The organism is Caulobacter sp. Root343, from assembly GCF_001425745.1.
In the GTDB taxonomy this organism is placed as follows: domain Bacteria; phylum Pseudomonadota; class Alphaproteobacteria; order Caulobacterales; family Caulobacteraceae; genus Caulobacter.
In genome coordinates this window covers 981505-1001119 of the sequence record NZ_LMDF01000007.1, presented here as the reverse complement: position 1 = coordinate 1001119, position 19615 = coordinate 981505, and the positions used below count along the sequence as shown (strand labels likewise).

Sequence of the window (19615 nt, the reverse complement as noted above, 5' to 3'; positions counted from 1 at the left end):
ATGCGAATGGCTTTCGAGCTGCAGATGGTGGCGGTGGCGGTGATCGTCGGGATCATCCACCTCCTGTGGGCGGCCGCGGCCGCCCAGCCGCAGCGCGGCTTGAAGTGGAACATCGGTCCGCGTGACGAGCCGGTCGTGCTGACCGGCGTCGCCGGCCGGCTCGAACGGGCCTTCGCCAACTTTCGCGAAAGCTTTCCGTTCTTCGTGGCCCTGGTGATCATCGACTATCTGGGCGGCAGGCTCGGAGCGCTGACCGCGTACGGTTCGGTGATCTATGTCGTGGCGCGCGCGGTCTATGTCCCGCTCTATGCGTTCGGCGTGCCGATGGTTCGCAGCCTGGTCTGGCTGGCCTCCCTCGTCGGGATCCTGCTGCTGCTCGCGGCCCTGGTGGTCTGATGCGCGACGGAGGGCGGGTTTCAGCGGCGATCGAGGTTCTGGCCGAGATCGAGGCGCGGCATTTTCCGGCGAAGATGGCCCTGAAGCGCTGGGGCGAGGCCGCGCGCTATGCGGGCTCCAAGGATCGCGCCTTCGTCTCGGGCCTGGTCCTGGACGGCTTGCGCCGCAAGCGTTCGCTGGGCTGGATGATGGGCGATACGAGCCCGCGCGGCGTGATGCTGGGCGTGCTGGCCTTTACCTGGAAATGGACGCCCGAACGCATCGCCGAGGCGGCCTCGGAAGAGCACGGTTTTGGCGCCCTGACCGACGCCGAGCGCGAGCGTCTGGCTGCTCCTGTTCCGCTGGACGGGGCGCCTGCTCCGATCAGCGGCGACTATCCGGATTGGTTGGAAGCCCGCCTGGACCGCGCTCTGGGCTCCGAGCATGCCGTCGAGATGGCGGCCCTGGCCGAACGCGCGCCGGTCGATCTTCGCGTCAATACCCTGAAGACCGACGCCGAGCGGGCCGCCAAGGCTTTGGCGCCGATCCACGCGTCACCGGCCGGAATCCTGCCGACCGCCTTCCGCATCCCCGCGCCCGCGGCCGCCGACCGCACGCCGTCGGTCGAGGCCGTGCCGGCCTTTTCCAAGGGCTGGTTCGAAGTGCAGGACCTGGGCTCCCAGATCGCCGCCGCCGTGGCCGGCGAGGTCAAGGGCAAGCAGGTGCTGGACTTCTGCGCCGGCGGGGGCGGCAAGACCCTCGCCCTGGCCGCCGCCATGGGCAACACCGGCCAGATCTTCGCCCACGACAGCGACGCTCGCCGTCTGGCCGACACCATCCGTCGCGGCCAGAGGGCAGGGGTGCGCAACCTGCAGATCCGCTCGCCGATCGAGGCCCAGCCGCTGAAAGGCCTGGAGGGCAAGATCGACGTCGTGTTCGTCGACGCGCCGTGTACTGGCTCCGGCACCTGGCGGCGTCATCCGGACGCCAAGTGGCGCCTGTCGCCCGACCAGCTGGCCAAGCGCCAAATCGAGCAGGACAGCGTGCTGGAGGACGCCTCGACCTTCGTGAAGGCCGGCGGTCGCATGGTCTATGTGACCTGCTCGCTGCTGACCGACGAGAACGAGGACCGGGTCGCGGGCTTCCTCGAACGCCACCCGGAATTTTCCGTGAAGCCGATCGCCCTGCCAGGCGTCGAGCACGTCACCCCCGAAGGCTATCTGCGCCTGACCCCTTACCGCGCCGGGACCGACGGCTTCTTCGCCGCCGTTCTGGAGCGAGCATCCTATACGCCCTGACGATAATCGACCGACCGCTGGAGACCCGCCGATGACCACCGAAACCCACCACCAGCGCGTCCTGATCGTCGACTTCGGCAGCCAGGTGACTCAGCTGATCGCCCGCCGGGTGCGCGAGGCCGGCGTCTATTGCGAGATCCATCCGTTCGACAAGGCCGAAGCCCTGGTCGACGACTACAAGCCCTCGGCGATCATCCTGTCGGGCGGTCCGGCCAGCGTGCTGGAGGACGACAGCCCCCGCATCGGCCGCAAGCTGTTCGATCTGGACGTGCCCCTGCTGGCCATCTGCTACGGCCAGCAGCTGCTGTGCGACGTGCTGGGCGGCAAGGTCGAGGGCGGCCATGCGGGTGAGTTCGGCCGCGCCGAACTGACCATCGGCAAGGTCAGCCCGCTGTTCCAGGGCCTGGCCGGCGTCGGCGAGCTGGAAACCGTCTGGATGAGCCACGGCGATCGTGTCACCGCCATCCCCGAAGGCTTTGAGGTCGTGGCCACCTCGACCGGCGCGCCGTTCGCCGCCATCGCCAATGACGCCAAGAAGATCTACGCCGTCCAGTTCCACCCCGAGGTGGTCCACACCGTCAATGGCTCGCGGATCTACAAGAACTTCCTGGCCCTGGCCGGGCTGAAGGGCGACTGGACCATGGCGGCCTTCCGCCAGGAGATGGTCCAGAAGATCCGCGACCAGGTCGGGACCGGCAAGGTGATCTGCGGCCTGTCGGGCGGCGTCGACAGCTCGGTGGCCGCCGTCCTGATCCACGAGGCGATCGGTGACCAGCTGACCTGCGTGTTCGTCGATACGGGCCTGCTGCGCAAGAACGAGGCCGACCAGGTCGTCACTCTGTTCCGCGATCACTACAACATCCCGCTGGTCCACGTGGACGCCGGCGACCTGTTCCTGGGCGAGCTGGCCGGGATCAGCGACCCCGAGACCAAGCGTAAGACCATCGGCCGCCTGTTCATCGAGGTCTTCGACAAGGAGGCCGCCAAGATCGACGGCGCGCAATTCCTGGCCCAGGGCACGCTCTATCCCGACGTGGTGGAGAGCGTCTCGGCCCGCGGCGGTCCCTCGGCTGTGATCAAGAGCCACCATAACGTCGGCGGCCTGCCGGACTACATGAAGCTGAAGCTGGTCGAGCCGCTGCGCGAGCTGTTCAAGGACGAAGTCCGCGCTCTCGGCGTCGAGCTGGGCCTGGCCCCGGCTTTCGTCGGCCGCCACCCGTTCCCCGGCCCGGGCCTGGCCATCCGCATCCCCGGCGAAATCACGCCCGAGAAGGTCAAGGTCCTGCAGGACGCCGACGCCATCTATCTGGAGGAGATCCGCAACGCTGGCCTCTACGACCAGATCTGGCAGGCTTTCGCCGTGCTGCTGCCGGTCAAGACCGTCGGCGTCATGGGCGACGCGCGCACCTATGAAAACGTCCTGGCGTTGCGCGCGGTCACCTCGACTGACGGCATGACGGCCGACTTCTTCGAGTTCCCCTGGCCGATCCTGGGCAAGACCGCCACGCGCATCATCAACGAGGTGCGCGGTGTCAACCGTGTGGTCTACGACGTGACGTCCAAGCCGCCCGGCACGATCGAGTGGGAATGATTCAGGGCTCTTTCGGGACTTCCGCGGACCATCGCGAATATTGCCTAAATTCTTGAAATAGATGTGTTCTGGCTCTCCAGAGATCGGCGACGATCGGGGAGAGCCAGAACACATTTCGCGCATCTGACGGTGTCGCGCGACCTTGCTCGCGAGGGCGGGCGGCCGATACCGTCACGGCAAGTCAGGCCTGACGGTACATCTGGGAGGCCTTGCCTCGACGTCGCCAAACTGACACGTCCGGTCGGTAGTCCAGCTTCGCAAAGAGTCGGCGATCGTCGCTGACGGGGCGCGACGCGATGGCCTGGCTACGTGACATCGACAAGTGGTTCGCCGAGGCGGTGCTGCCGTTCGCGCCGAACTTCCGCGCCTATGCCCGCAAGCTCTCCAACGACCCGGCCGATGCCGAGGATTTGGTCCAGGAAGCTTATGCCAAGGTGCTGGGCGTGCCCGACTGGCGACGACTTGAAGCGCCCGAGCGCTTCGTCCTGACCGTTATCCGCAACCTGGCCTTTGAGCGGTTCCGCCGGGCCAAGGTGGTGGGCATTCGCCAGATCGGGGTGCTGGAGATGGAAGCCCTGCCCGACCCAGCGCCGGACGCCCACGCCGTGGCCAGCGCCCGCGAGGAGCTGTTGCGCGTGCTCGACGCGGTCGAGCGCCTGCCCGAACAGTGCCGCCGCGTGGTCACCTTGCGGAAAATGGAGGGCCTTTCGCCCGGCCAGATAGCGGTTCGGCTGGGCTTGTCCATCTCTACGGTCGAGAAGCATCTGGCCAAGGGGCTGATGCTCTTGACCAAGTCCCTCGCCGCCAGCGAAGGGCGCAGGATCGAAGGTAAAGCGAGGTCATGGCGAAAACCGGCGATCAAGACAGAGACGCGCTGATCGCCCAGGCTTCGGATTGGCTGGCGCGCCTGGACGCCGGCCGCGCGGTTCCAGAGGACTTCGAAGCCTGGCGCGCCGTCGATCCGCGCCGCGCCGCGGCCTTCGCCGAGGTAGCCGCCGCCTGGAGCCGGCTGGACGCACTGCGCGACGTCGAGCCTCGCACACGGCCGGCGGTGACCCGTCGCGCCTGGCTGGGCGGCGGCCTGGCCCTGGCGGCGGGCGTCGCGGGGGCGGCATATGTGGGCCGAGACCAGTTGCTGCGCGTCCGCACCGTGACGGGGATCGGCGAGCGCCGCACGCTGGCCTTGCCCGACGGCAGCTCGGTCGAGCTGAACACCGACACCATCGTCGCCTGGCGCTTTGATCGCCAGCGTCGCCGCTTGTGGCTGGAACGCGGCGAGATCGCCCTGACCATCGCCCACGACGCCCTACGCCCGTTCGAACTGTTCACCCATGAGGGGCTGGCGCGCCTGGCGTCCGGCCAATTCAACGCCCGCCTGCGGCCGGCAGGCCTGGACCTGATCGTCCTGGCCGGTAGGGCGGCGATCAAGACCGCGGCGGGCGAGGCCGAGGCGGCCGTCGAAGCCGCCACGGACGCCCGCCAGGCTCTGGCGGTCAGCGCCGCCGGGGTCTCTGTCGCCGCGGCGCCGGAAGCCGAGGTCCAGAACGTCCAAGCATGGCGTCGTGGCGAGATCGTCTTCGAAGGTCAGCGCCTCACCGAGGCGGTCGAGGAGTACAATCGCTACCTCACCCGTAAGCTGGTCATAGAAGACCCCAAGGTCGGCGCCCTGCGTCTGGGCGGCCGCTTCCTGACCGACAATCCCGAAACCTTCCTCGAGGCCCTGCGCACGACCTTCGGTCTACGGATCATCGCCGACGATCCGTCACGAATTCTTCTAAAATCTCGATAGAGGTTTTCGCCGCCCCTCCCGTCTTGCCGAGCGAGACGCCGATTTTCGGCATGACAAACGGGGCGAAACACGATGACCAAGTTTGGGGCGCGATTTGGGGCGCCGCGCATGGCGACTTGCCTGCTTCTAGCCACGACGGCGCTGGTCGCCGTCGTTCCAGTCGCCGCCCAGGCCCAGGCGGCCGCGCGGGTGGCGTTCAACGTCCCGGCCGGCGACACCGCCCAAGCGCTGACCGCCTTCTCGCGCCAGGCTGGCGTGCAGATCCTGTTCCCCTACGACGTCGCCGCCAAGCACCGCACGGCCGGCCTGCAAGGCGCGTTCGGCCGCGAGGACGCGGTCCGCAAGCTGATCGACGGCAGCGACCTGGAGATCGCCTCGGCCACCGCCCAGGTCATCACCCTGCGCCAGCGGGGCGTCGGCCCTTTGGACGCCGCCTCGGCCGGCGCTGACGCGTCCGACACGGTCGAGGAACTGATCGTCACCTCGCGCGCGGGCTCGGACGCCCGCACGCGCCTGGCGACCAGCTACGCTGTCACCACCATGAACGAAGAGGCCCTGCGCCTGCGTTCGCCGATGGGCGTGGCCGACGCGCTGAAGTCGGTGCCCGGCTTCTGGGTCGAGGCCTCGGGCGGCGAGGCCAGCGCCAACATTCGGGCCCGGGGCATTCCGCAGGAAGGCTTCTCGGCCATCGCCCTGCAGGAAGACGGCGCGCCGATCCAGCATGACGGCGGCCTGGGCTATCTGAATGCCGACCAGTCGTTCCGCCTGGACGAGACCATCGACCGGATCGAGGTCGTGCGCGGCGGCCCGTCCTCGATCTTCGCCTCGTACGCTCCGGGCGGCACGGTCAACTTCATCACCCGCAAGGGCGACGTGAAGGAAGGCATCGTGAAGGTCCAGGCCAGCGACTACGGCCTCAAGCGCGTCGACGCCTACTACGGCGGCCCTATCGGTGATTGGCGCGCCAGCGTCGGCGGCTTCTGGCGCGAGGACGACGGCATCCGCGACCCGGGCTTCACGGCGAACAAGGGCTACCAGGTCCGCGCCTCGATCGGCCGCGATTTCGAGCGCGGCAGCTTCGACTTCAACCTCAAGCACCTCGACGACAACGTCATCCTGTTCGCCGGCGTGCCCCTGAAGTTCGACGCGGCGGGCGAGGCCAGCGCCGCGCCGGGTTTCGACCCGCTGACCGGGACCCTGGCCGGACCCGAGACCAACAAGCTGACCCTGCGCGGGCCCAAGGGCCCGTTTGACTGGGACCTGTCGCGCGGCACCGAGGTCAAGCTGACCCAGGCCACCGCCGTCCTGAAGTACGAGATCGCCGACGGCTGGCGCCTGTCGGAGACCCTGCGCTACCGGACCTCGGAGTCCAAGCGCATCGGCCTCTTCCCGAACACGCCGGTGACCGGCGCGGCCCGCATCGCCCAGTACCGCGCCGCCCTGCTGGCCGCCACGCCGGGCGCCACGGATGTGCAGCTGCGCTACACTACCAATCCCGGCGAAGTGTTCAGCACCACCGGCGCCGGCCAGAACGGCAACGGCCTCGTGCTGGACGGTTCGCTGCGCTATGTCTCGGTGCCGCTGGACGAGCTGATCAGCGACACGCGGCTGGTCCACAAGTTCGACTTCGGCGGCCAAACCCACGACGTCGCGGCCGGATTCTACCACGCCCACGTGGAAGAGGCCTTCAACCGCTATTCGGCCAACGCCTTGCTGGACGTGCGCGAGAATGCCCGGCGCCTGGACCTGGTCGCGGTCGACGCCACCGGCAAGATCCTGTCCAGCCTGACCGAGAACGGCGTCAGCCGTTACGGCGCCGAGTTCGCCAACGGCGACGGCAAGTCCAACACCACCGCCCTCTATCTGACCGACGAGTGGCAGGTGACGCCGTCCCTGCGGATTGACGCCGGCGTGCGCTGGGAAAAGATCGAGTTCACTGGCCGCAGCGAGCGGACGGCGACGATCAATCTCGGCCTTTCGCCGACCCCGGCCGACGACACCGTGCTGGCCGGCTCGGGCGTCTACGACCGCCTGTCGCGCCAGTTCGACCACGCTGGCTGGACGGTCGGCGCCGACTACCGCATCACGCCGCACATGGGCGTCTTCGCCCGTTACACCTCGGCGTTCAGGCTGCCGTCGCTGGGCGACTACATCACCAACGCCAGCAACTCGACGGGTCGTGTCCAGACGATGGATTTGATGGAGGCGGGGTACAAGCTGAACGCCGGCAAGCTGGACCTCTACGCCACGGTGTTCCACACCGCCTATGACAGCCTGGGCTTCGGCAGCCTGGTGTTCAATCCGACCACCGGCGCCTACGTCAACCAGACCAGCATCACCGACACCAAGACCCTGGGCCTGGAGCTGGAAGGCGCCTACCGCCCGACCCGCTGGTTCGACCTTGGCTTCAGCGCCACGATCCAGAACCCCGAGTTCGGCGACTACAAGTTCGAGGAAAGCTGCACGGTCTCGGCCTCGGACCCGACCTGCCAGGTCAAGCCGCCGGCCGCCACCGCCAGCCGCACCCGCGACTTCACGGGCAACCAGCTGATCCGCGTGCCTAAGACGGCCTTCCGCCTGACGCCCGGCCTGAACCTGCTGGACGGCCGCCTGCGGGTCGAAAGCAGCATCGAGCGCTACGGCGACCGCTTCTCGGACGCCGCCAACACGCTGAAACTCTCGGCCTACACCCTGGTCAACGCGACGGTGCGGTTCAAGGTCACCGACCAGCTGTCGGCCTATGTCTACGGCACGAACCTGACCAACGAGATCGGCCTGACCGAGGGCAATCCGCGCGCCGGCCAGATCATCAGCACCGAGGCTGGGGCCCTCTACGGCATCGGCCGGCCAGAGTTCGGCCGGGCCTTCAAGGCGGCGCTTCTCTTCAAGTTCTAGAGCGCGCCACTCGATTACCTCCCCTGAAACTCGGGCGGCCGCAGCCCCGGCCGCCCTTCTTTTTGGATCTCGCCTATGCTTCGCTGGCTCATCCTCGTCCTGTTGCTGCTTGCCTCGCCGGCCGTTGCGCAGGAGGGCCGCGAGCCCGACCTGGTCCTGACCGGCGAGATCACCGGCGCCGACCACCAGACCTACAAGTCGGTGACCTTCGAGGTTCCGCCCGGCGTCACTCGGTTGTCGGTCGCGTTCGACTACACCGGCCGCGAGAACCGCACGGTTGTCGACCTGGGTCTGCTGGATCCGGTCCGGTTCCGCGGCTGGAGCGGCGGCAACAAGAAGGATTTCTTCGTCTCGACCGAGGCGGCGACGGCCAGCTACCTGCCGGGGCCACTGCCGGCCGGGAAGTGGACCCTGCTGCTGGGCGTGCCCAACGCCCGGCCGAACTCCAAGGCGGCCTACGAGGCCAGGGTCTGGTTCGAGAAGACGCCGATGCCGCTCCCGGCAACCTTGCCCAAGGCGGCGACGCCGGGCTGGTATCGCGGCGACCTGCACATGCACACCGCCCACAGCGATGGCGGCTGCACGACGGGCGAGGCGTCGCGCGCGCCGTGCCCCGTCTATCGCACCGTGCTCGCCGCCCAGGCCGCCGGCCTCGACTTCATCGCCGTCACCGACCACAACACCACCAGCCAGGCCGAAGCCCTGGCCGAGTTGCAGCCGGCCTTCCCCGGCCTGTTGCTGATGACCGGCCGCGAGGTGACCACCTTCCAGGGCCATGCCAACGTCTTTGGGCCCACGGCCTTCATCGACTTCCGCCTGGGCTCCAAGACCGTACCGACCATTCAGAGCCTGCAGCGGGCGGTGAAAGCGGCCGGCGGCGTGTTCTCGATCAACCACCCGGCCGTGCCGTCGGGCGAACAATGCATGGGCTGCGGCTGGACCGCCAAGGACGCCGACTACGACGCCGTCCAGGCGGTTGAAGTGGCCAACGGCGGCAACGAGAAGGCGCTGGGCGGTTTCGAAGGCGTCCTGTCGGGCGTTCCTTTCTGGGAGGCTCAGTTGAACCAGGGCCGCCGTATCACCGCGATCGGCGGCAGCGACAACCACGACGCCGGTATTGCACACGACAAGCCCTCGGCCGTGGGCCGTCCGGCGACGGTGATCCACGCCGACGGTCTCTCGACCGAGGCCATCCTGGCGGGGCTGCGCGGGGGCCGGGTGTTCATAGACCTGGACGGGACGCGCGACCGGCTGCTGGACCTGACGGCTAAGGCTGAAGGCCGCGAAGCGGTGATGGGCGGCGCGCTGGCGGTCAGGCCGGGAGATACCGTCAGCTTTGCCGCCACCGCCGTTGGCGCCGATCCGGCCGGACTTGAGGTCATCCAGGACGGCGCGAAGATCATGCAGAACATGTCGGCGAACGGCGGGTTCTCGATCCAGATGGGCCAGCGGCCGACCTGGGTGCGGGTCAATGTGCGTGATCCGGCCGGACGGCTGCTGATGATCGGCAACCCGATCTATTTGACGATCGCCCCGCGATAGCGCGCGGCGCGGCTACTGGTTCTTGAAGCGGTTCCAGTGCTCGAAGTCGAAGGTGCGCTTCAGCGGCGCTGAGCGGACCTCGAACACCAGGGTGTCGCGGGCCGGCTCGCCTTGGTCGCGGGTGACTGCGACCACCGCCGTGTGCAATCCCTCCGCCAGACCGGCGGGCAGGTCGTAGCGCCAGATGTGCGGCGAGTGGTCGGCGCGCGAGCCGCGCGGCTGCGGCGGCATAGGCGGCAGCCGTTTCTGGCGGCCCTGGACATAGCCTTGGGCCTCGGCGTCGCCCGAGCGGCTCTGGATCGCAGTGCGGGCCATGGTCAGTTGGCGTTGTAGGGCGAACGGGTCGGAATAGGCGGCCCCGCTGCGAATCCCTTCGCCCTTGAGGTTCTGGGTTCGGGTCATCGGCGCGGGCGTTGCGCCGTCGATCGAGACCATGACCTTGGTCGTGCTGTCGCCCATCCAGATGTCGGCGGTGATCCAGCTCTGCCCCGCAAGATCCGCTTTCGAGAGCAGTTTCACGTCCGGCAGATCCTGGACGGTGAGCGGCGGGACGGGATCGCGAGTGTCCTCCGGCGCGTCCCGCCAGGCGAAGATCTTGTCAGCCCAATCGCGGAAGGCGGGCGTGCTGACCGACAGCCACATGGCCCGGTCGCGCGGCAGGCCGCTGCCGCGATAGTCCAGCGTGTAGGCGGTCCCGTCCACGGCGAAATCCACATAGCCGCGAGGCGAGCCGTCGCCCTGGATGCTCATCGGCGTGCCGTCGATGTCATAGTCGCCGCCCCACCAATCCCCCGCGACGGCTCCGGCCACCAGATGCCTAAAGGGAATGGTGGTCACGCCCACCGTGTCCTTCCAGCCGGCCATCGAGTCGCCTGGGGCCAGGTTCTCTAGCGTGTGGCTATGGCCCGTCAGCGATAGGGCAGGGCGGCCTTTCACGAGAGCATAGAGCTCGCCGAGATTGTCGGTCTGGTGCGGTTGGGACTCGCTGTTGTCGAAGCCCACGAACGGGATATGGGCGGCGAACACCACCAATTTCTTCGGATCGGTCGCCTTCAGCACGTTGGCGATGAAGGTCATCTGGTCGGGCAGCAGGCGGCCGTTATAGGTCTTCCAATATTGCTTGCAGAACGGCCGCTCGCGGGCCTCGCGCGGATCCTCGCCGCAGGGGAACGAGACGTTGTCGAGGACGATGAACACCGCCTGACCCATCTCGAACGCGTAGTTGTTGGGACCATACAGGCGACGCCAGGTGTCGGAGCTGTCGATGTCGTGGTCGGCGTCGTGATCGTAGTCGTGATTGCCCTGCACCCACCATTGCGGCGCGCCGACCGCGCCCATTACCTCGGCGGTGCGGGGGATCAAGTGCAGGTCGTCGCTGACGATGTCGCCCAAGGCCAACAGGCAGGCCGGCTTCTTTGGGGCGTTCAGCAGTTCGCGGACCAGCGAGTCGCGGACATAGCCGACCTCGATGTTCGACGCCGGCTGAACGTCGCCCAGCACGGCGCAGTTGAAGCTCTGACCGGATTCTGTGGGAATGATCGGAAAGTTGATCGCCGAGGGCAGGGGACCGGTGGGCGGCAGACCGCCGTAGCGCAGCGCCTTGGGCGAGCCCGCCGGCTTGTGCTCGTAGGCGAACTGCGGAACCCAGCGCCGATCGGTCGGCACGCGCCAGCCGCTGGGCTGGACCACGAACACCGACATGTCGCTGCGGACCGGCAGGCTGTAGCCGCCTCGCTGGTCAGTCAGCACGACCTCGCGGCCGTTCGAGACCTTGATATCCGGTACGCCGCGCTCGCCGGCGTCCAGGCGGCCGTTGCGGTTGGCGTCGTCGAACACGACCCCCGTGATCGCCTTGTCGTCGCTTCGAGCGTCGCGGCGCACGTCGACGGTGGCGAAATAGCGCGCGTTCGCGCCCGGAGGCGCCGCCATCGCCATCCCGGCGTGGCCGCATGTGATCGACACCAGCATGGCGATTGGCAGGGAAGTCTTGGTCACCTTGGCGCCCCTTCGTCCGATGACATCCGCAACGCCTTGTGGCGGATGTCTGACACACCCCGATGAAGGCCGGCGAAAAGGCGAAGGGCCTGGCGCTGACGGCCTTCCGTGTGGGTTTCGCGGGTTTAGTGGTCAATTTTCCCACACAGCGCAAAAGAATTTCTCGTGACGCTCACATCAAATCCACAAATGTCACGTGATATCCACAAAGCACGACTAGGAATGGCTACGGCGAGGGGCGGCGGCCGTAAGGGCGGAGCGCGGCGCATCGTTTTGGGCGCAATTTCTCTGGGAGAGACGGTCGTGAGGGATCAATCAGCAGCCGGTCGTCGCTGGTGCGGCGGCGTCATGGCGCTACGGGCCCTGGCCCTGGTCGGCGCGAGCCTTCCCGTGATCGCCTTGATGGCGACGCCGGCGGCGGCCGAGGACTATACCAACGTGCAGGCCTCGGGCCGCGTGCAGGGCGCCGACGGCAAGCCGATCGCCGGGGCGGTGGTGCGGATCACGTCGGAGGCTTTGGGCGTGAAGCGCTCGGCCGTCACCAACGCCAGCGGGGCCTATGTGATCCCGCAGCTGGCGCCGGGCGCCTACGCGATCTCGGTCACCGCCGAGGGCTTCGACGCCTATGCGGAAAACGGCGTGCTGATCAGCCGCGCGGGCGGCTCGAACCTGTTCACCCTGGCGCCGGTCGGTTCGGTCGAGGCCGTCGTGGTCAAGGCGGGCCGGATGCGCACGCCGGACTTCGAGATCACCACCACCGGCGCGGCCATCGAGATCGGCGAACTGGCCGAGCGCGTGCCGGTCGGACGTTCGCTGCGCGACGTGGCGTTGATGTCGCCTGGCGTCGTCCAGGGCTCGTCGTCGGCCAACGGGACCTTCGCCAACCAGATCTCGATCTCGGGCGCCAGCTTCATCGAGAACGCCTTCTTCGTGAATGGCCTGAACATCACCAACTTTCGGATGGGCCTGCTGCCGGTGGAGGTGCCGTTCGACTTCTACAAGTCGATCGAGGTGAAGACCGGCGGCTATCCGGCCGAGTTCGGCCGCTCGACCGGCGGCTTCGTCAACGCCATCACCAAGTCGGGTACGAACGTCTTCCACGGCGGCGTCACCGCGACGTGGGAGCCGGGCGACCTGCGTGACAGCGCGCCGAGCAGCTTCCGCAACAATTTCCAGGACTCCACGGCCAGCCGCGAGGAATGGGTGGCCGAGCTGGGCGGTCCGATCATCAAGGACCGCCTGTTCTTCTATGGCCTCTACAACCAGCGCCGCCTGAAGACCTTCACCCCGTCGGCCAGCCAGGACAACGCCACGCGGGTCAGTGACGACGCGCCGTTCTGGGGCGGCAAGCTGGACGGATGGCTGACCAGCAAGCAGCACCTGGAGTTCACCTATTTCGACTCCACCAAGGACGTCCGCAATCGCAGCCTCAACTACGTCCGCGCCACCAAGACGCTTGGGGCCGAGACCGGCGGGACCAACCAGCGCTCGGGCGGCGAGAACTACATCGCCCGCTACACCGGCACGTTCACGCCGTGGTTCACCCTGTCGGCGGCCTATGGCGTCAACAAGTTCCGCGACGGTCAGCTGCCGCTGGACACCGCCCATGAGCGGGTCCTCGACTACCGTACCAATTCGGCCGGTGTCGACATCGGCGTGAACAAGGTCACCGACGCGATGTCGTTCAACGACGACAAGCGGACCTTTTATCGCGCCGACGCCGACTTCAATTTCAACCTCTTGGGCGCCCACCACCTGCGGGTCGGGTACGACCACGAGGAGAACACCGCAAACCAGACGTTCGAGACGATCGGTCAGGGGTTCCTGAAGATCTTCCGCGCCACGGGCTCGGACCAGACCGGCCTGCCGTCGGGCACGGACTATGTGACCACCCGAGTCTATCGCAACAGCGGTTCGTTCGGCACGGTCAACCAGGCCTTCTACGCCCAGGACCAGTGGTCGCTGTTCGACAACCGCCTGCAGTTCGAACTGGGCGTCCGCAACGACCGGTTCGACAACCGCAGCGCCGACGGCTCGACCTTCTACGATCCGGGCAATCAATGGGCGCCGCGCATCGCGGTGTCGGGCGACCCCTTCGGCGATGGCAAGTCCAAGCTCTACGGTTTCTTCGGCCGCTACTACCTGCCGCTGCCGAGCGATCTTTCGCTGAAGTTCGCCGGCTCGCTGGTCACATACACCCGCTATAACCTGCTGACCTCCGTCGCCGCCGACGGGACGCCGGGCCTGGGCGCGCCGGTCACCACGGTCGCCGGCATGCAGGCCTGCCCGGACACCAGCACGCCCAACTGCCTAGTTTCGGCCTCGGGCGCGGTGGCCGAAACGGTCGAATCCATCGCCCACAACCTCAAACCTCAGTCGGCCGACGAGTTCGTGCTGGGCTACGAGCGCCGGTTCGGCGACCTGATCAAGATCGGCGCCTATTTTACCCACCGCGAGCTGAACAGTATCATCGAGGACGTGGCGATCGACACCGGGGCCCGCGCCTACTGCGTGAAGGCCGGCTTCACCGCCGTCCAATGCCAGGCCAGCTTCGGCGGCGGCCGCCAATGGGTGATCGTCAATCCGGGCGAGGACGTGAAGATCCGGCTGAACAGCCTGCCGAACGGCTCCAAGCCGACCGTCACGCTGTCGGCCGCGGATCTGACCTATCCCAAGCCCAAGCGCGACTACAACGCCCTGACCTTCACGTTCGACCGCGCCTTCGACGACCGCTGGTCGCTGTCGGGCTCCTACACCTGGGCCAGCCTGAAGGGGAACTACGAGGGTGGCGTACGCTCTGAGAACGGCCAATTGGCCATCAACACCACGGCGGACTTCGACTCGCCCGGTTTCCTGAACGGCGCCGACGGCTATTTGCCCAACCACCGCCGTCACACCTTCAAGGCCTATGGCAGCTACGCGGTGAACAAGTGGCTGACCCTGGGCGGCAACGGCCTAGTCCAGTCGCCGCGCAAGTACAGCTGCATCGGCATTGTGCCGAACGCGGTCGATCCCGTCGCCTTCGGCTACCAGGGTTATGGCTTCTACTGTCAGGGCAAGGTCGTCGAGCGGGGCTCGGCCTTCGAAGGCGATTGGGTCACCCAGTTCAACGCCAGCGCCGTGGTCACCCTGCCGACGCCGGGCGACCGGTTCGACGCCTCGCTGCGACTGGACGTCTTCAACCTGTTCAATTCGCACGCGGTGACGGCCTATCACGAGTTCGGCGACATCGGCGGCAGCGGCGTGGCCGACCCCAACTTCCGCAAACCCGTCGACTACCAGACCCCGCGCTACGCGCGGATCCAGATGCGCGTCGCCTTCTGACGACGCGCCCGTCCCCGGCCGGTTCCTCCCCATTCCCGCCGGCCGGGGACATCCTTCATGCGCCGGGACTCACCGCATAGTGTCCTGGGAACTTGTCGGCGGCGCCCCCGACAGAGACGGACAGAGAATGCTCAAACGCTACGATCGCCAGCGCGATATCCTGAACCTGCTCGAGCCCAACCAGACGCGCGCGATCGCCGACATCGCCAAGGCGCTGTCGGTCTCCGAGGAGACGATCCGGCGCGAGCTGCGCGTCATGGAAGAGGCTGGAACTATCGTGCGCCTGCACGGCGCGGTCCGTCTGCCGCCGCAGGAGATCGAGGGGCCCTTTGACCTGCGGATGCAGAAGAACGTGGCTGGCAAGACCCGCATCGCCGAGGCGGTGGTCAAGTTCGTCTCGGACGGCGACACCCTGTTCCTCGACAGCGGCTCGACCTCCTGCTTCGTCGCCAAGGCTTTGGCCGAGCACCGCCAGCTGAAGATCATCACCAACTCGCTGGCCGTGGCCCAGGCGATCCGCAAGGACCGGGGCCACACCCTGTTCCTGGCCGGCGGCGAGATGAACGCGGCCTATCAATCGTTCTCCGACCGCCACGCCCAGGATTTCGTCGCCGGCTTTCGGCCCAGCCTGTCGATCCTGACCGTCGGGGCGGTGAACCTGGAGCACGGTCTGATGGACCATTCGCCCAGCGAGGCGATCATGAGCCGGATCGCCTACTCGACCGCCAGTCGCGTCCTCCTCGCGGCGGACCACGGCAAGTTCGGTCGCCTTGGACTGGTTCACACGGCGTCGATCAAGGATGTCGATGTTTTGGTCACCGACGCGCCGCTAAGCGCTGAATTCCAAGAGGCCTTCAGCGACGCCGAGGTCGTGATCGCCTGACGCCTACCGCGACCGAGGTTTGAACCAGGGCGGCGACACCACGAAGCCCAGGCCCAGCGGGTCCGGGGCGCCAGGATAGTAGTCACTGCTGATGATCTGCGCGCCCGACCGCAGCGCCGCCTGCAAGCGGCTGAGATCGTGCTGGCGGGCCTCGCGGGTGTCGGCGTCGCTGCGGGTGCGGACCAGGAAGCCCTGGGCGACCAAAGCCTTGATGCGAGCCTCCTCGGCCTTGGGGTCCTGAATATTGAACACCGCGGCCTCGGGTTTGTCGGCGTCGTAGAGGCCGAACATCATCCGGCCCTTCAGCGACGGATGGCTCTGGCGGTAGGCCTCGGCGATGCGCGGATTGGAGTCGAGCACCAGCAGCACCTTGCCGCGAGCCGCCGCCAGGGTCGGCCAGCCGCTGGCGATCACGGCTTCGCGCAGGGTAGCGGCCGCGCCACGCACGTCGTCTGGCGCGACGATGCCGCTCCGACCGAACGTGGCGATGGCGTCGGCGTCGATGCTGGCCAGGTCGGCTTCGGCGTACAGGGGCGGGTTGGGAATGGCCGGGGTGTTGAACGGCTCTTCCTTGGTGTTGACGAAGATCACGATCGGCGCGTGGTCCGGATGGGCTTTCGACCAGGCGGCAGCCTCGCCGAAACAGGCGGCCAGGGTCAGGCAATGGGTGCGGGCGTCCACGACGGGCGCGTGCAGCACCTTGGCGCCGGGCCGGTTCATGATCGCCAGCTTGGCGGGGTCGTGGGCGTAGGGCGCTGCGTAGAGGCCGCCGGCGCTATCGGCATAGGGGTCGAACTCCAGTTGGCGCACGCCTAGATCCAGCTGCGTCGCGATCGGCGGATGACCGTACTCGACGCCCGTGGAGCGCTCGCCCATCACCTGGCGCTGGTGGGCCAAGGCGGCCGGGTCCAGCTCAGGACGATAGCTGTTGTGCGAGCCCAGCACGTGCATGGCGTTGAGCCTCGGCGCGTCGGCCGCATGGGCGGGCGAGCTTAGCGGCGCAAGCAGCGCGATCGACGACAGCAGGACGCGCAGGCGCATGGCAGGACCTCATAAGAAGGAAAAAGGCGGATCGGCGCGCGCTAGGGGCGCGCCGATCCATGAGGTGGGGCGGCCGACGCGCGGCCGCCCGAGGGGACTGGAAATGGACTAGAACTTGCCGCGCAGGGTCAGCGAGACCGTGCGGCCCCAGTGATAGATCTCCATCGGCTGGTCCTTTCTCTTGCCGTAGACGTAGCGGATCTCGTCCGTGAGGTTCGAGCCTTCCAGCGTCAGGGCGTATTGCGGCGTTAGCTGGTAGGACACCGAGCCGTCGAGCGAGCCATAGGCGTCGACATAGGCCTGGGCCGTCGTGGTGCTGCCGATCGAGGTCAGGTAGCGCGAGCGCCAGAACCAGCCGAGGCGGGCGCTGATCGGACCCTTCTCGTAATAGCCGACCAGGTTGTAGCTCTTCTTGGAAAGGCCCACGAGGTCGTCCTTGATCTGACGATTGCCGGCGAAGTAGTTCGCCTTGCTGTCGACCAGGGTGACCGAGGCCTGCACGCCGAAGCCGTCGAACGGCCCGGGCAGGAACGACAGCGACTGGTTGTAGGCAGCCTCGAAGCCCTTGATCTCGGCGTCGCCGCCATTGACGCTGGCCGACAGCAGGATGTCGCCGCGGCCGGGCACCTGGATCGTGGTGTTCTGGGCGGTGATGTAATCGTCCATCTTCTTGACGAAGATGGCGCCGGTCACGGCCGTGGTCGGAGCCGGGTACCACTCCAGCGAGGCGTCGTACTGATCGGCCAGGAACGGATCCAGGTCCGGATTGCCGCCCGAGGCCGTCGGCGAGTCGCGCGAGACGCTGATGCGCGGGGCGCTGTCAGTAACGTTGGGGCGGTTGACGACGCGCGAGGCGGCGAAACGGGCGATCAGGTCGTCGCGCAGTTCGACCTTGACGTTCAAGCTGGGCAGCCAGTTGTCGTAGGTCTTCAGGTAGCCGACCGGCACCGGCGTCGAGCCGCTGGTCAGCGTGCCGCTGGCCAGTTGCTTGGTCTCGGCGTAGCGCACGCCCAGGTTGCCGCTGACCGGCAGGCCGGCCAGGTCGAACTTGAAGTCGCCGCGCACATAGGCGCTGTGGATCTTCTGGTCGACGATGAACGAGTTGCGCAGGTCGGCCGCCGACCACGGTTGGGCCGCCACGGTCGGCGTGTACAGGCGGTTGTAGTAGGCGTCACGGGTCGGGCTGACCCAGGTGCGCGGCGTATTGCCCGAGAAATCCGACAGGAAGCCGGAATAGGGCATGGGCTGATAGAAGCTGGAGCCCAGGGTGGTCAGCGGCACGTTGAGGATGTCGTTGAGCACCCAGTCACGGCGCAGGTAGGTGCGGTTCAGATTGTGCTGCTCGGCGCCGAACGCCAGCTTGGTGAACCAACCCGAGAAGACGCGCGAGCCGTCCAACCGGAAGGTCTCGTCGGTGTCGCGCGAGTCCTTCCAGGTATAGTCGAAGGCCTGGCCGACATAGTTGGCCGGGTTGGTGTAGTCGACGGGCGTGGTCAGCTGCGGGATCGCCGTATAGCCGCGCGAGAAGTCGTAGGTCAGCGGGGCGAAGAAGGCGATGCGGTTGCGGGTCGTGGCCTTGCCGTCGGGGTGGTAGCTGCGGGCGCGCGAATAGCCGTACTCGGCGTTGAAGCTCCAGGCGCCGGGGGTCCAGGCTTGCTTGATCCCGAAGATCGCCAAGTCGTGGCGGTTCAGGCTGGTCTCGCGCGAACCCATCCAGCGGACGTTGTTGATCGTCGCGGCCACGATCGTGTCGCCCACGACCTTCTGGCTGCCGGCCACGAACTGTGGCGCGGCGAAGGTGCTGTCGTCCGGATAGATGTCGAGGCCGAACTCGTCGTAATCGACGTCGAGCCGGGTCATCAGAAGGTCGACGTCGGTCTGGAAATCGCCGTTCGGCTTCCACTGGCCTGACAGGGCGCCCGAATAGAGCTTGCGATGCTCGGTCTCGATCGTCGTGCGGGTGCGCGACGGCGTGTAGAGGCCGCTGCCCACCACCGACTTGAACTTATCGAGGTTCCAGCCGACCTGGTACAGGCGGTCGTTGCGGACGTGGCGCTCGTCGTACAGGCCCGAGGCCAGCAGGCCCAGCGTGTTGTCGGCGTTGGTCCAGCTGCCCAGGCCCGAGAATGACGGGTCGGCCTTCTTGCGGACGTCATTGTAGGTCTCGCGCACCGAGAAGGCGGCCTTTTTGCCAAGATCGAAGGGCTTGAAGGTCTTGATATTGATGTTGCCGCCCAGGGCGCCTTCGTCCATGTCCGCGGTCGGCGTTTTCACAACCTCGATCTGCGAGATCAGCTCGGCGGGCAGCACCTCGAAGCGGAACTGACGACCCTTGGCGCCGCCATTTTCGATCAGGTCGTTGACGGCGATCGAGCGGCCGTTCAGCTCGGTGTACTGGAACTGCGGCCCCAGGCCTCGAACGCTGACATAGAGGCCGGCGCCGCGCTGACGGTCGATGGTAACGCCGGTGACCAGCTGCAGGGCCTCGGCCGCGTTGCGGGTCGGGAATTTGCCGATGTCCTCGGCGTTGATCGCGTCCAGGCCATAGGCGGCCGAGCGCTTCAGGGCGGCGGCGGCCTGCAGGCTCTTGCCGTAGGAGGTGACGACGATGGCGTCGACCGCGTCGGCCGGCTCGGCGGCCGCGGCGGTCGCGGGTTCGGCGGCGTGAGCCTGGGACAGCCAGGCGCCTTGAGCGGCGAAGGCGAGAACGGCCACGGCGCCCGCACAGCGCGCCGGCATGAACTTGGAGCGGATCATCTATCCCCCGATGGATTGGCTGCCCGCAGGGAGGCGGGTCGGGGAGGAAGAACGAAAGCTGGTCGGTCAAACCTCAGTCGCGAGCTGATGAAATATTTGCGACAGCCTGTTGAAAAGCCGGAAGT

12 protein-coding genes are annotated in these 19615 nt (G+C 67.3%); 9 read left to right on the top strand and 3 right to left on the bottom strand.

The window, feature by feature from the left end; all coding sequences use genetic code 11:
* From ASC70_RS17105 to ASC70_RS17075, 7 genes are all read left to right on the top strand, one after another.
* The gene (locus ASC70_RS17105) at positions 1 to 396 is read left to right on the top strand and encodes an MAPEG family protein (RefSeq protein ID WP_056052240.1); all 396 of its coding nucleotides are present in this window, start codon (positions 1 to 3) and stop codon (positions 394 to 396) included.
* Complete coding sequence (locus ASC70_RS17100) at positions 396 to 1673, top strand: RsmB/NOP family class I SAM-dependent RNA methyltransferase (RefSeq protein ID WP_056052236.1); 1278 nt, start codon at positions 396 to 398, stop codon at positions 1671 to 1673. The genes ASC70_RS17105 and ASC70_RS17100 overlap by 1 nt, the downstream gene beginning before the upstream one ends.
* A gap of 31 nt (positions 1674 to 1704) precedes the next feature.
* On the top strand, positions 1705 to 3264 hold the full coding sequence (gene guaA, locus ASC70_RS17095) for a glutamine-hydrolyzing GMP synthase (RefSeq protein ID WP_056052233.1): 1560 nt from the start codon (positions 1705 to 1707) through the stop codon (positions 3262 to 3264).
* A 296-nt stretch (positions 3265 to 3560) separates the two neighbouring features.
* Positions 3561 to 4142, top strand: a complete 582-nt coding sequence (locus tag ASC70_RS17090) for an RNA polymerase sigma factor (RefSeq protein WP_056052230.1) — start codon at positions 3561 to 3563, stop codon at positions 4140 to 4142.
* Positions 4106 to 5053, top strand: coding sequence for a FecR domain-containing protein (locus ASC70_RS17085; RefSeq protein WP_056052227.1), 948 nt, complete (start codon positions 4106 to 4108; stop codon positions 5051 to 5053). The genes ASC70_RS17090 and ASC70_RS17085 overlap by 37 nt, the downstream gene beginning before the upstream one ends.
* 108 nt (positions 5054 to 5161) lie before the next feature.
* A complete protein-coding gene (locus ASC70_RS17080; protein ID WP_082539764.1) occupies positions 5162 to 7948 on the top strand; it encodes a TonB-dependent receptor in 2787 nt (928 codons plus the stop codon).
* 75 nt (positions 7949 to 8023) lie between these two features.
* Positions 8024 to 9490: a CehA/McbA family metallohydrolase gene (locus tag ASC70_RS17075; protein WP_056052220.1), complete on the top strand. Its 1467-nt coding sequence runs from the start codon at positions 8024 to 8026 to the stop codon at positions 9488 to 9490.
* A gap of 12 nt (positions 9491 to 9502) precedes the next feature.
* Here the strand turns inward: ASC70_RS17075 and ASC70_RS17070 are convergent, their stop codons facing one another.
* A complete protein-coding gene (locus tag ASC70_RS17070; protein ID WP_056052218.1) occupies positions 9503 to 11485 on the bottom strand; it encodes a calcineurin-like phosphoesterase C-terminal domain-containing protein in 1983 nt (660 codons plus the stop codon).
* 303 nt (positions 11486 to 11788) lie between these two features.
* On the opposite strand from ASC70_RS17070, the gene ASC70_RS17065 reads away from it, so the two are divergent.
* The gene (locus ASC70_RS17065) at positions 11789 to 14809 is read left to right on the top strand and encodes a carboxypeptidase regulatory-like domain-containing protein (RefSeq protein ID WP_235519435.1); all 3021 of its coding nucleotides are present in this window, start codon (positions 11789 to 11791) and stop codon (positions 14807 to 14809) included.
* Between the two features lie 127 nt (positions 14810 to 14936).
* Positions 14937 to 15692 (top strand): DeoR/GlpR family DNA-binding transcription regulator, encoded by a 756-nt coding sequence (locus tag ASC70_RS17060; protein ID WP_056052212.1) that lies wholly within the window; start codon positions 14937 to 14939, stop codon positions 15690 to 15692.
* A gap of 3 nt (positions 15693 to 15695) precedes the next feature.
* Here the strand turns inward: ASC70_RS17060 and ASC70_RS17055 are convergent, their stop codons facing one another.
* Both ASC70_RS17055 and ASC70_RS17050 read right to left on the bottom strand, forming a co-directional pair.
* Complete coding sequence (locus ASC70_RS17055; RefSeq protein ID WP_056052210.1) at positions 15696 to 16733, bottom strand: phosphatidylinositol-specific phospholipase C domain-containing protein; 1038 nt, start codon at positions 16731 to 16733, stop codon at positions 15696 to 15698.
* 108 nt (positions 16734 to 16841) lie between these two features.
* The gene (locus tag ASC70_RS17050) at positions 16842 to 19490 is read right to left on the bottom strand and encodes a TonB-dependent receptor (protein WP_056052208.1); all 2649 of its coding nucleotides are present in this window, start codon (positions 19488 to 19490) and stop codon (positions 16842 to 16844) included.
* Positions 19491 to 19615: the final 125 nt, after the last annotated feature.

Bases quoted from the DNA above. Each gene is read 5' to 3' on its own strand.
- ASC70_RS17105 (WP_056052240.1), top strand. From the start codon at position 1: ATGCGAATGGCTTTCGAGCTGCAGATGGTGGCGGTGGCGGTGATCGTC.
- ASC70_RS17090 (WP_056052230.1), top strand. From the start codon at position 3,561: ATGGCCTGGCTACGTGACATCGACAAGTGGTTCGCCGAGGCGGTGCTG.
- ASC70_RS17100 (WP_056052236.1), top strand. From the start codon at position 396: ATGCGCGACGGAGGGCGGGTTTCAGCGGCGATCGAGGTTCTGGCCGAG.
- ASC70_RS17050 (WP_056052208.1), bottom strand. From the start codon at position 19,490: ATGATCCGCTCCAAGTTCATGCCGGCGCGCTGTGCGGGCGCCGTGGCC.
- ASC70_RS17075 (WP_056052220.1), top strand. From the start codon at position 8,024: ATGCTTCGCTGGCTCATCCTCGTCCTGTTGCTGCTTGCCTCGCCGGCC.
- guaA (WP_056052233.1), top strand. From the start codon at position 1,705: ATGACCACCGAAACCCACCACCAGCGCGTCCTGATCGTCGACTTCGGC.
- ASC70_RS17085 (WP_056052227.1), top strand. From the start codon at position 4,106: ATGGCGAAAACCGGCGATCAAGACAGAGACGCGCTGATCGCCCAGGCT.
- ASC70_RS17060 (WP_056052212.1), top strand. From the start codon at position 14,937: ATGCTCAAACGCTACGATCGCCAGCGCGATATCCTGAACCTGCTCGAG.
- ASC70_RS17080 (WP_082539764.1), top strand. From the start codon at position 5,162: ATGGCGACTTGCCTGCTTCTAGCCACGACGGCGCTGGTCGCCGTCGTT.
- ASC70_RS17055 (WP_056052210.1), bottom strand. From the start codon at position 16,733: ATGCGCCTGCGCGTCCTGCTGTCGTCGATCGCGCTGCTTGCGCCGCTA.